This window comes from Oscillatoria salina IIICB1 (assembly GCF_020144665.1).
Classification (GTDB): Bacteria; Cyanobacteriota; Cyanobacteriia; order Cyanobacteriales; family SIO1D9; genus IIICB1.
On sequence record NZ_JAAHBQ010000032.1, the window covers coordinates 47,796 to 59,990 of the forward strand.

Genomic DNA, 12,195 nt, shown 5'->3' on the forward strand with positions numbered 1-12,195 from the left:
CCATTTACGAAATTCACTGAGAGCAAACTGAAGCTAGCTAATAGTTCAGAAATTAAACTGTCACAGAGCCTTATTTTATTGAACACAAGCCGTGAGAACTTAAAAATAGGAAAAAATACTTAATAAAAGAAACTTTTTTCTAATCAACAATCGAGCTTCAGGAGCAAGACAATTCACCCTTTTGGGGGAAAAAATAAGACTCAAAATCAAGTAAATTAATAGTATACGGGTAGGCTATCAACAGATCGGGGGGAAAAATGTCTTTACAGAAGAATTTGGCAGCAATTACACCAAAAAACTTGCTATTAAATCTAGGCATTGTGCTAAGTGTTGGGCTAGTAAATACTGGTACCTTTCCCCTAAATTCGTGGGCGACAGAAACACCGAAAACCGAACAGAAAAGTTTGCTTGCGAACTCAGGAATTTTGCCATTAAGTAATACAAAACAAGATAATTCTTTAGGCAGTATACCTGATGGAGTATATCTTTACGGAAATACTTCAGAAGCAGACCAAATCGGTAACGAATATTTGGTATTTGAGGTAAGAGATGGTAAAACCATCGGTGCTTTTTATCAGCCTCGGTCAGAATATGCTTGTTTTTATGGCGCGATCGCACCAGAACAAATGAATTTGAGTGTGGTCGATCCTTACGAAGAGGCTGTCTATTCCCACTCAATTGCACTACAAGAAGTACCTTCAACCATAGCTACAGCAAACGGTCAAGCTCCTCGGACAGTAGCATTAGAAGGCTACAAACGCATTAGCAATATCAGCGATAATGACGAGCGGATGCTCAACACTTGTATTAACAATTATCAAGAAGTAGTTTGGGAATAAACATAACAAGTCCCCAGAGTCAAGTCTGGGGACGTTAAGAATTTTAAAACTCAATACCCGGTTGTGCTTTTACTCCTTGTTCGCGAAAAGGATGTTTTACTAAAGTCATTTCAGTAACCAAATCCGCTTGAGCAATTAATTCTGAAGGTGCGCCTCTACCAGTAAGAATAACGTGAGTATCAGTGGGTTTTTCTTCTAGTCCAGCGAGAACAGTTTGCACATCAAGGTAATTGTGTTTGAGAGCAACATTAATCTCATCTAAAAGGATCAATTTGAAGTCTGGATTGCAGATATATTCTAACGCCGTTGACCAGGCTTCAATTGCTTTTTGGGTATCTCGTTCGCGGTCTTGAGTTTCCCAAGTAAAGCCTTCTCCCATCGCGTGAAAAACGAGTTGTTCTTTCCACTGAGAGAGGACAGCTTTTTCTGCGGGTTCCCAAGCACCTTTAATAAATTGGACGATCGCCACTCGGAAACCGTGACCGAGGGAACGCATTACCATACCCAACGCAGCAGTAGTTTTTCCCTTACCATTACCAGTGTGAACGATAATCAAACCCTTTTCAACAGAGCGTTCCGCTACGCGCTGCTGTTGTACTTCCTTGCGTCGCTGCATCTTGCGCTTATATTGTTCTGAAGTCTCTATAGTCATAGAAATGGATAAATTCAGCGATCGCTATTATCCAACATCAACTAGTATTGCTAGCGATCGGGCTTTTATCTCTTACCAAAAAATTGGGTTTAAAGCCTCGCCGTTCTACGGCGACTTTGATTGAGAAGAAACTAGAACATTAGTACAATAGTTGATAGCGAGTAGAACTAAAGTCTACGCGATGAATCGCTCTAGTAGGTCGAAATCCCGGTAAGTAAGTCCGCCGGCTAAACCACTGCAAGCTTTCTTCAGAGCGAGGAGCGTACTAAATTAGCTTTTGTGATGGATGTTTGAAAGCATAAAACTAAAAAAAAGTAAGCGCAATATATGCGGCTATATGCCAACATATTGAGCGACTAGAGGCAACTTGACTATGCCTGCAAGAGTTCGATTGAGTACTTGTAAATCTCCGTCTCTTTAGAGCCCAGAGAAGTCAAAAGCAACAAATTTTGCATAAATCTTTCCATTTCAGCGAATAAAATATTGAGGTTATCTGTCTTCGTATCCTAATTTGTGGTAATACTGAAACAATTTCCTTAAGTTTCCAGTAAATAGCCCGATGGACGAACAGCTACGTCAACTCATTCAAGAGGTAGTTCTGAATACCGATGGAAGTCCACAACAAAAAGCAGCTATGAACCGCTTGTTAAAGCTTATCCCCCAATTACCCAGCGTCTACATTTCTCCCAACTCTGAGATTAATACACGAGATGCCTTTAATCGAGCTTTAGAGGGTGTTTCCACCTTTCGGGGCAATATTAGCGGAGAAAACATTCGTAAATTTGTTCAGAAAAGAAATTTGAATCTCGAAAATGTAGATCCAGAATTTCTGAGGAAATGCTTTATTCAGTGGTTTAAGATAATTCTGAAGTTCAAAAAAATAGATGTGTATCGCGAACAAGGCGAAGCATTGAGTTTAGATGTCTGTTTGGGAGACGAGCAAAGAAGCACTTTTCTTGATATTCTCCCCGCTCCCAATCCTAGTGGAATTGAGCAACTCGCTCGTCAAGAAGAAATAGAAAAAACTGAGAATTTTCAAAGAAGACTGAGGCGTTATTTGGAAGTAGATCCAGAGCAAAAGCTACGGAACTGTTTTCCTCACCAATATCCTCAAGCTAATTGTCAGGAAATCACCAAAAGGCGTTTCTTTAAAGAGCCGCCTGAAAAATGGAAAAAGCTAGCCCAAGAGTTAAATATTCCCTTGGGAACTGTGACTTCTCATTGGCAAAGAAAGTGTCAGTCTCTTTTACAAGAAATTGCTAAAAGTATTCAAGAACAAATGGAGAAAGAATAATGAATAACGCGGAAACTCCTTTTTTTATCCCACTCAAAATTAGTCAAGAATCTCGTCACTATGCCCAGCAATTTGCTCGCGAACAAGTAACCTCAGAAAAGTCCCAAGAAGTATTTTATAACACCTTGGCTGTCTGTGCTGTTTATAGTTTTTTAGAATGGATGGAATTACCCTCAAATCTTAACCAGAGTGAAAGTTGGAATTCTGTAGTCAGACGCTTTCATAATGTAGCTGATTTAGTGATATCAGGTATTGGTAAAATTGAGTGTCGTCCGGTGCTATCTGAGCAAAAACATTTTTCTTTACCACCAGAGGTGACAGAAGACAGAATCGGCTGTGTATTAGTTAAATTTGAGCCAGATTTAGAGCAAGTAAAACTATTAGGATTCATTCCCGCTACTGCTGCTAAAACTTTGCCAGAACAAATAAAAATTGAAGATTTACAACCTCTAGAAGATTTAACAGAATATTTGGATGAGTTGCAAGTAAAGCAAAATATTGTCTTTGCTCAATCAACAATAAACTTGAGTAAATGGCTAGCAAATGACTTTGGAGAAATAATTAAAGCAGGTTGGCAAACTGTACAAGAACTTTTAGATCTTGAAGAAGCAGATTTAGTTCCAGTTACTCGTTTTCGTAGTAGAGGAATTCCTCAAAATCCAGTTATTCGCTGCAAACAAATTAACTTAGGAAGACAATCAGCGAATGAGGCTGCGATCTTAATTGTTTTTGTTTGGGAACAAGACTCAGAAAACAAAGGTATACGTCTACAGTTACGTCCTTCAAAAGGACAAATGCGTTTACCCACTAATTTATTATTTAGTTTACTTGATGAATCAGGAAATCTTGTAGAAGATACAGCAGGAAAACCTGTGGAATTTAAAGCTAAAACTAACGAACCTCGCTTTGACATTTGGTTTCCTGCTAAATTAGGTGAAGGTTTTCTGGTAAAACTTGCTTTGAATAATACTACTTTTACAGAAAGTTTTTCGATTTAAACAATGGTTGTAGGTGTGGGAAGTGGAGCAATATTTAGAATCATTAACAGACAAGAACAATTTATTCACCGATCTTTAAAGATCAAAGCGAGTTAAATATTTAACTTCAGACAGATGAAGGATAAAATAAAACAAGTAATTATCGAATTTAGTCCTTTTTTGCTGTATAAATGTCATCTTCTTTTCTCCAACTTGGGCTGACGGCACTGTTAGCATTTTATGTCGCTTGGAATCTCGGAGCGAATGATGTTGCTAACTCAATGGGAACTTCGGTTGGTTCTAAAGCTTTGACGCTGCGGCAGGCGATAATTGTTGCTGGAGTGTTAGAGTTTTCTGGGGCGGTTATTTTTGGTCAAAATGTTTCTGCGACTTTAGCGACGGAAATTGTCGAACCGGAACTTTTTGCTAATACTCCGAAACTGTTATTATTGGGAATGATTGCTGTTTTGTTAGCTGCGGGTTTGTGGTTACAAATTGCGACGAGTTTCGGTTTACCAGTAGCATCATCTCATGCAGTGGTGGGCGCGATCGCCGGATTTAGTTGGGTAGCGGCTGGCTTTAATTCGGTAGACTGGAGCAATATTGGCAGTATTACCTCGGCTTGGCTGATTACTCCATTGATCAGTGGCGCGATCGCTGCTTTATTTTACAGCCAAATTCAACGTTGGATTCTCAATCAACCCGATCCTCTCGCTCAGTTACAGGAATGGATTCCTTGGCTGAGTGCTATACTTCTCAGTGTCTTCGGCGTAATTGTCTTACCAACAATTTTCGCTACACCCTTTTTCAACTCCTTTGCGCTACCAAATCACGACTTTTCTATCGCAGTAGGTGCTATCGCTACTGTAAGTCTTACCATTGCTAGCTGGCGCGGGCTAGAAGCAATCAAAAGCCGAGGAAATGATTCCGAAGCCAAGAAAGAACAATTACAGGCTGTAGAGAAGCAATTAGGAAGATTCCAGGTTATCAGTGCTTGCTTCGTCGCCTTCGCCCACGGTTCCAACGATGTCGGTAACGCGATCGCCCCCCTCGCCGCGATCGCCTATATTCTCCGCACGGGTACAGTACCCATCGTAAATTTTGTCGTCCCCCTGTGGATTTTAATTCTCGGCGGTGCAGGAATCGTCGCTGGATTGGCAGCCTTTGGTAAAAACGTCATTACCACCGTCGGCGAAGAAATCATTACCCTGCAACCCAGTAGCGGCTTTTGCGCCGAAATCGCCACCGCTACGACAGTTTTAGTCGCCTCTCGCTTAGGCTTACCAGTTTCCACCTCCCAAGCTTTAGTGGGCGGTGTAGTGGGGATTGGCTTATTTGAGCAAAGCCAAAAAATCAAATTCCAAACCGTCCGAGCGGTAGTTCTCGCCTGGGTAATAACCTTACCAGCCACAGCTATTTTAAGCGCGATTGGCTTTACCGTACTGCGATCGCTGTTTTACTAGATAACCAGCAATCCGCGATGGGGCAAAGTCCAGCGCCCGATTAAGCGATCGCGAGTAACAAATTTAAGGTTATCCTGTTACCCAAGACTGAGAAGCTAACTTGGCAAATTTCTGGCTATTGGGAGATGTCCTCTAATACAATGTCAGCAATAACGACCAAGCAAAATCATCTCTTGAATTGGTAAAAAAATAAATTTCTGCCAGAGAAATTGGCGATTCGCTCCCGAAGTCGAAAGCGTAATTAGCGCCTTCAGCCTCGTGGAGATTCCTTCTCGGTCTAATGGTATTGAGGATAAAAGCAAATGGGGCAACTGGACAATCAACCAGAAAACTATCAAAACGTCGATCCTGGGGCAGCAGAAACGCGTCTGCGAGAAATAACTGATGAGTTGGAAAATCTGAAACAAAACTTTATTTTCCAGTTGTCTCAAGAAATTGAGCAACTCCAAATTAGAAAAAATCGCTTACAACAAGAAGTTGAGCAACTGGAATTAAACCGTCAGCAGCAACTCAATCGACAGCAAGAGTTAATACAGCAAATTGCCCCAGCCTTAGTTAATCAACTAGAAGATTTACTCAGACAGGGCTTAACTCTCTCAGCAAGAGATCGAGGAGCAAGCCCCACATCGGCTGGCGAAGTAGACTATAACGAAAACGCTCGTCAACTAATTCTCTCCTTGGATTCTACTCTGAGAACCACTTTCAGAACCTTACAGCAAGACCTGAGCAGCTATCAAAGTTCGCTATCCCAGCAGCTAGGTCAGATGTATAATCTCGAACAGCAAGGAGAAGCAATTTTAGAAGCATTAGTGAGTCGGTTAAAAGCCGAACTGCAAACAGAAGCGATCGCTTCTCCTCCACCAACATCACCACCACCGAGGAGGACTTCCCCTCGCTATCAATCTCCGGAAGTATATCAAACCGGAGCAATTCCCGAACCACCACCGCCAACACCAACCGTTACTTCCTCTTCCAGAACTAAAATTCCCAAAGCCCAACCTCCATCGGCAGAACATCCTGCACCTACTAAGCCTCAACCCAAAAAACAATCCAAACTTCAGCTGGGAATCACCCTAGCCTTACTTTCCTCCTTAGCACTGTCACTGTATAACGTCGTTGTCGCGATCGTACTCAAACCTGCCTCAGTTTTGGGCTTATTCGAGTTGGGAGGATATATTTCTCCCAGCGTGGGCAATTCGCTACTCATTTTGTGGCTGCGGATGGTAGTCGTAGTACCAATGATGGCAATTCTGGCAGGATTTCTTTACTCGCGGACTTGGCAGGATATTATGAATTCTTTCCAGTCGAAAGACTGGCGACTTTGGCTAAAAGTAATCGGTAGTGGTTTTTTCCTCTTTATCTCCCAAGTGCTAATTTATATCTCCTTCGGTTCGGCACTTTCTCCAGGAGTAGTAATTACAATTTTCTTCATCTTCCCGATCGTTACCGTGCTACTTTCATGGTTACTGTTTGGAGAACGTCCAACTTTAATTCGCAGTATTGCCACAGCCGTAGTCTTTTTAGGGGTAGTGCTGATTTCTTTGGCTGGAGGAGGAGCAGTTGAAAGTTTTCCTTTACGCGGTTTTAGTACCGCAGTTGGTTCTGGTGTCACTTTTGCTTTTTACGTGTTACTTACTCAAGCTTCCGCCAAAAAACTACATCCTGTTCCCTTCAGCGTAGTTAATTTTGTCACAATTCTGATTTTTTCGGGTTTGAGCTTATTTATCTTTCCCTTTCTGCCCCTACCGCCTACCTGGGATGTCAGTGTAGATCCTCTAATGTGGTCTAACTTGATTGTTAGCGGTTTAATTTTGGGCGGATTAACGTTACTTTCTTATCTACTCAACAATATCGGGATCGGCTTAATTGGTGCCGCCCGCGCCTCAATTTTCGGTGCTACAGGTCCAGTTTTAACGACCATTCTGGCTTGGTTGATTATCGGACGACCTTTAATCGGTATTCAATGGGTAGGAATGTTAATCGTTACTCTGGGAGTATTAGGACTGAGTTTAGAACGGATGTGGAAAAAGCCCAAACCAGCCAAAAACACTAATCGCTGATTAAAAAAAAGTAGTCGGGTGCGTCGATCGCGCACCCGATAAATTTGATATTACTTCATTAGCACGGAGAGGGAGGGATTCGAACCCTCGTTAGAGTTGCCCCTAAACAGCATTTCCAGTGCTGCGCCTTCAACCACTCGGCCACCTCTCCAAAAGGCGGGTCAGTTATCTATGATAACAAGCAATTTGCCATTTTGGTAATATTTGGGGGAAATTTAAAACAAATGGCGCTCGCTAACTGCATTACAATATGGTCATGAAACGTTTTTATCGCATTCAAATTCACGATCGCAACACGGGAGCTTTCTACAACCTACAAGTTCCCGAAGATGAATATATCCTCGCTAGTGCCGAAGCTCAGGGAATACAACTACCTTTTTCTTGTCGTAACGGAGCTTGTACTACTTGTGCTGTGAGAGTCAACTCAGGTGAAATCTATCAACCAGAAGCAATGGGACTCTCGCCAAATTTACGGGAGAGAGGATACGCTCTTTTGTGTGTGAGTTATCCCCGCTCCGACTTGGAAGTGGAGACACAAGATGAAGATGAAGTTTACGAACTTCAATTTGGTCGTTACTTTGGTAAGGGGAAAGTCCGTTTTGGACTACCTTTGGACGAAGATTAGCCGAAAACTAATTTTTGGGTGCTTGCTACTGTTAGCAGCTTGCCAAACTCTCCCCTCGGAAACAACTCCCACGGGATTAACGGCTCAAGTCCAACGGGTAGTGAGCGGACAAACCCTGGAAGTCGTGGTAACATCCCAACAACCAGCCTTAATCGAGCGAGTCCGACTAATTGGGATTAAAGCACCAGATTTAGCACAGGAACCTTGGGGAAGCGATGCCAAAAAACAGCTAGAAAGCTTAGTCAGCGAAGATAGGGACACAGCAAACCCCAACTTAGGATCTATAATCGTCGAGTCAGATGTTCAAGAAAAAGACCGTTTTGACCGTCGTTTAGCATATGTTTGGCACCAGGGAAAACTACTGAATGAAGAATTAGTTAAACAAGGTTACGCGATCGCCATTCCCTCATCGCCAAACATTAAATACAGCGAACGCTTGCGTCGCGCCCAAGAATATGCTCGCATCATGGGTTTAGGAATTTGGAACCCCGAACAACCTTTGCGATCGCTAGCATCAGAGTAATCGATCTGCTCGAAATTTATGTTAGAACCTTCAGCCAAACAACTACAAATTTTTCTGGACATTGCTAGTGAAGCTGTCCTCTCTGCTGGCGCGATTTTACAAGACTACTGGGGTAACGTCCAGGCGATCGAAGAAAAAGGACGTTCCGGAGATTTAGTTACCGAAGCAGATAAAAAAGCTGAAGCTGTCTTAATTCATGTTCTTCAAACTCACTTCAGCGAACACGGGATTTTAGCCGAAGAATCTGGGAAATTAGGAGATACTCAAAGTCCTTATTTGTGGGCTATCGATCCTCTTGATGGTACGACTAACTTCGCTCACGCTTATCCTTTATCCACAGTTTCCGTAGGTTTACTAATTGAAAAAGTACCCGTAGTTGGTGTAGTCTACGATCCCTTTCGGAATGAGTTATTTCGCGCCGCTAAAGGATTAGGCGCAACTTGTAACCGTCGCCCGATTCAAGTTTCTCAAACTAGCGAACTCAGTAAAAGTTTATTGGTAACAGGTTTTGCATACGACAGACGCGAAACCACCGATAATAATTATGCTGAGTTTTGTTATCTTACTCACCTCACTCAAGGAGTTCGCCGCAGTGGTTCGGCAGCACTAGATTTAGTTAATGTCGCTTGCGGGCGTTTAGATGGCTACTGGGAAAGGGGAATCAAACCTTGGGATATGGCGGCAGGTATCGTCTTAGTTGAGGAGGCTGGAGGCAAAGTTAGCGCTTATGATGGCAGTTCCTTTATCTTAGAATCTGGGAGAATTTTGGCAACTAACGGCAAGCTTCATAACTCTCTGAGCGAAGCTTTGCAGAAAACTCCCTCTTTGGCCTCCTGGGACAAAGAAATTAGCTAAACTACTTCTAGAGAAAAATTAAAATTTGGGCGTAAAACCAGGAAGCCAGTTTGTAGTTATTCAATAAAACCTTACTTCCGTACACAGAAATTATCCAATCCTATGTCTTTTAATATTGAACGCGGACTTTTTAAATTTGAGATCGCTGACTACCACGCCGTATTAGGTATTCCGCTAAATGCCGATCCGAAAGTGGTACGGAAACAATATCTCAAAATAGCTCGTAGCTTGCATCCAGATAGTTTTAAGGGTGAAGATCGAGGACATAAACGTCAAGCGAGTGAAATGTTATCTAAATTGGTCAATCCCGCATACGAACAATTATCTAAAGATAAATCTCGGGCAGAATATCAGTTGGTACTTGCTCAAATGGGTCAGCGTCTTGCTCGTGAAGGTGGAAAACCATCGGTGATTGGAAAATCGGCTCAAGAGTTATTGCAAGCAGGTGCTAATGTAGACCTAGCTTACAGCAAATTACTACAAAAACTTGCAACAGAGCAGTATAAATATATAGACCAAGTTCTAGATACAGTTGCGGAAATTAGCGAACTGAACCTGGTTTATTTAATGCGCAAACAAGGTCAAGGAATTAAGCAACCAGTTAAAGTTCAAGCTAATGAAGATCGAGATAGCAAGAAGGTCGTAGAGAAGGAAGAAAAACCACTCAAACCTAAATCCCAAGCAGAACCTTATCTCAACCGCGCTCAAGAGTATATGGGTAAAAACAATTATTCCCAAGCAATTTTAGAATTGCGCGATGCTCTGAAATTAGAACCAAATAATGCTATTGGTCATGCTTTGCTTGGTACAGCTTATTTGAAGCAAAAACAAGGAACGATGGCGAAGGTTCACATCAACAAAGCTTATCAATTAAGCCCCCAAGAACCAATAGTAATACAAGCTAAACAAGCACTAGATAAAGTGAGTAAAGGAACAAATGGCACTAAGAGCGATCGCTCGAAAGCTTCAGCCAAGTCTAATAATAGCGGTATGTTTGGTGGTTTGTTTGGCAAAAAATGATCTGGTCAATTCTTGACTCTTGGTGTACCTCAGAGGCGATATAGTGAAACAAGTTAGGGAGAAAACTAATTCAGTTGTTGTCTGTTAGTTCGCTCCACGCTAAACTTTCCTAGGCAAATAACTAAGTTCACCAACATTGTCACCGATGATCCATCAACCACCAGCAGGTGCTAAAGATTTATTACCCCTCGAAGTTGCCCAAAAACAACACCTTCGCGAACGTTTGCAGGAAGTGTTTCACAGGTGGGGCTACCAGCGCATTATTACTTCAACTCTCGAATGGCTGGATACTCTGATGGCTGGTGGTGCGATCGAGCGTTCCACTGTGATTCAATTACAAGAAGGGGATGAAGGTAGTTTGGGATTACGCCCCGAATTAACTGCTTCGATCGCTCGCGCTGCGGTGACGCGAATGTCGTCTGACAGCTATCCTCAACGCCTTTGTTATGTAGCTAATGTCTTTCGTCGTGCTTCGGCAACTTATCCCGGTCGTCAGTTGGAATTTTATCAGGCTGGGGTAGAGTTGTTGGGTAAAGGAGGTGTGTTAGCAGATGCAGAAATTATTCTCTTACTGGCAGATTGTTTAGATGAATTTAAGCTTCAGGATTGGTCTTTAATTTTAGGAGAAGCAGGATTAACTCGCAGTTTACTTGCTCCTTTTCCGGAATCTTTACGATCGCGAGTACGCTACTGTATTTCTCACCTCGATCGCGTTAGATTAGAAAATTTATCTCTTTCCCAAGAATTGCGCGATCGCGCTTTGTTTATTTTTGATTTGCGGGGAAAACCAGCCGATGTCTTGCAAAAAGTGGCAAGCTTGGATCTGGATGAGTCAGGAAAAGCTACGGTTAATAACCTTAAGTCTTTGGTGGAATTGCTTAACGAAAGTTCTCCCTTTCCTTTACCTCTGATTCTTGACCTTAGCTTATTACAAACGATTGATTATTACACCGGGATTGTTTTTGAAGTAGTTAGTTTTAGTAAGAATCAATCGCGGATCTTGGGAAAAGGTGGACGTTACGATCGACTTCTCGGACTTTATCATCCTCAAGGAGAAACAGCCCCTGGTATCGGCTTTGCAGTGAATTTGGAAGAATTACATCATTTGCTTTTAGGAACGTCAGAGTTACCTCAAGAAATGCCACCTAGCGATTGGTTGATCGTACCCGATCGCTCCTCCGCAGAAGCAGCCGCTTTTGTTTACGCACAAAAATTGCGTCAGTCAGAACATTTAGTTCGGGTGGAAATAGATTTAGGGGGACGAAACCGAGAAGAAATTCGCGAGTATGCGCGATCGCGCGATATCAGTCGTGTTGTTTGGGTAAAAGCTGATGGTACGCCGGAAATAGAGGCGATCGGGTGTTAGAGATTGGGGATTGGGTTCAGTGAACAGTGAACAGTTAGCAGTGAACAGTTAGCAGTTAGCAGTTTATCCTCCTTGTCCTCCCCCTCCCCCTCTTCCCCAATCCCCAGTCCCCAATCCCCAGTCCCCAATCCCCTTCACTGACCTAAGCTTGCTAGGGTATAAATAGATCGCTCATCAAAGAAAAATACCGAATCACTAAACGAGAGAACACCGTGGCACATACAATTGTTACCAATATTTGTGAAGGAGTAGCTGATTGCGTCAATGCCTGTCCTGTAGCCTGTATTCATCCAGGTCCCGGTAAAAATAGCAAGGGGACTGATTGGTATTGGATTGATTTTGATACTTGTATCGACTGTGGGATTTGTCTACAAGTATGTCCTGTAGAAGGCGCGATCGTTCCTGAAGAAAGACCCGATTTGCAAAAAACTCCTGAGTAAGTTTGAGGGAGATTGAAGAAGTATGCCAAAGATAGACAGAAAGATTTTCTCTGTCTATCTTTTGTTCTTTCGGAAGAGGTC

At 42.5% G+C, this 12,195-nt stretch carries 12 protein-coding genes and 1 tRNA gene; 11 read left to right on the forward strand and 2 right to left on the reverse strand.

Going from position 1 to position 12,195, the window contains the following annotated elements:
- The first annotated feature begins 257 nt into the window (after positions 1 to 257).
- Positions 258 to 839 (forward strand): hypothetical protein, encoded by a 582-nt coding sequence (locus G3T18_RS11375; protein WP_224410672.1) that lies wholly within the window; start codon positions 258 to 260, stop codon positions 837 to 839.
- A 43-nt stretch (positions 840 to 882) separates the two neighbouring features.
- Here the strand turns inward: G3T18_RS11375 and cobO are convergent, their stop codons facing one another.
- Positions 883 to 1,491, reverse strand: a complete 609-nt coding sequence (cobO, locus tag G3T18_RS11380; protein ID WP_224410673.1) for a cob(I)yrinic acid a,c-diamide adenosyltransferase — start codon at positions 1,489 to 1,491, stop codon at positions 883 to 885.
- Positions 1,492 to 2,050: 559 nt separating this feature from the next.
- Between cobO and G3T18_RS11385 the strand changes: the two genes are divergently transcribed.
- The 4 genes from G3T18_RS11385 to G3T18_RS11400 all read left to right on the forward strand — a co-directional run bounded on the left by G3T18_RS11385 (position 2,051) and on the right by G3T18_RS11400 (position 7,285).
- A complete protein-coding gene (locus tag G3T18_RS11385) occupies positions 2,051 to 2,785 on the forward strand; it encodes a hypothetical protein (protein ID WP_224410674.1) in 735 nt (244 codons plus the stop codon).
- Positions 2,785 to 3,783, forward strand: coding sequence for a DUF1822 family protein (locus tag G3T18_RS11390; RefSeq protein ID WP_224410675.1), 999 nt, complete (start codon positions 2,785 to 2,787; stop codon positions 3,781 to 3,783). Before G3T18_RS11385 ends, G3T18_RS11390 begins: the two co-directional genes overlap by 1 nt.
- 170 nt (positions 3,784 to 3,953) lie before the next feature.
- Positions 3,954 to 5,225 (forward strand): inorganic phosphate transporter, encoded by a 1,272-nt coding sequence (locus tag G3T18_RS11395; RefSeq protein ID WP_224410676.1) that lies wholly within the window; start codon positions 3,954 to 3,956, stop codon positions 5,223 to 5,225.
- Positions 5,226 to 5,527: 302 nt separating this feature from the next.
- A complete protein-coding gene (locus tag G3T18_RS11400) occupies positions 5,528 to 7,285 on the forward strand; it encodes a DMT family transporter (RefSeq protein WP_224410677.1) in 1,758 nt (585 codons plus the stop codon).
- Between the two features lie 64 nt (positions 7,286 to 7,349).
- On the opposite strand, the gene G3T18_RS11405 is transcribed toward G3T18_RS11400, so the two are convergent.
- Positions 7,350 to 7,436 (reverse strand) — tRNA-Ser (locus tag G3T18_RS11405).
- Between the two features lie 105 nt (positions 7,437 to 7,541).
- Between G3T18_RS11405 and G3T18_RS11410 the strand changes: the two genes are divergently transcribed.
- The 6 genes from G3T18_RS11410 (at position 7,542) to G3T18_RS11435 (ending at position 12,114) form a co-directional block, all read left to right on the forward strand.
- The gene (locus tag G3T18_RS11410; protein ID WP_224410684.1) at positions 7,542 to 7,910 is read left to right on the forward strand and encodes a 2Fe-2S iron-sulfur cluster-binding protein; all 369 of its coding nucleotides are present in this window, start codon (positions 7,542 to 7,544) and stop codon (positions 7,908 to 7,910) included.
- The gene (locus G3T18_RS11415) at positions 7,885 to 8,433 is read left to right on the forward strand and encodes a thermonuclease family protein (RefSeq protein WP_224410678.1); all 549 of its coding nucleotides are present in this window, start codon (positions 7,885 to 7,887) and stop codon (positions 8,431 to 8,433) included. The genes G3T18_RS11410 and G3T18_RS11415 overlap by 26 nt, the downstream gene beginning before the upstream one ends.
- Positions 8,434 to 8,451: 18 nt before the next feature.
- Positions 8,452 to 9,288, forward strand: a complete 837-nt coding sequence (locus G3T18_RS11420) for an inositol monophosphatase family protein (protein ID WP_224410679.1) — start codon at positions 8,452 to 8,454, stop codon at positions 9,286 to 9,288.
- A gap of 102 nt (positions 9,289 to 9,390) precedes the next feature.
- Positions 9,391 to 10,308 carry a J domain-containing protein gene (locus G3T18_RS11425; protein ID WP_224410680.1) on the forward strand — a complete coding sequence of 306 codons (918 nt, stop codon included), beginning with the start codon at positions 9,391 to 9,393 and terminating at the stop codon, positions 10,306 to 10,308.
- 145 nt (positions 10,309 to 10,453) lie between these two features.
- Positions 10,454 to 11,674 (forward strand): ATP phosphoribosyltransferase regulatory subunit, encoded by a 1,221-nt coding sequence (locus G3T18_RS11430; protein ID WP_224410685.1) that lies wholly within the window; start codon positions 10,454 to 10,456, stop codon positions 11,672 to 11,674.
- A gap of 212 nt (positions 11,675 to 11,886) precedes the next feature.
- Entirely contained in the window at positions 11,887 to 12,114 is a 228-nt protein-coding gene (locus G3T18_RS11435) for an indolepyruvate ferredoxin oxidoreductase subunit alpha (protein WP_224410681.1), read from the forward strand.
- Positions 12,115 to 12,195: the final 81 nt, after the last annotated feature.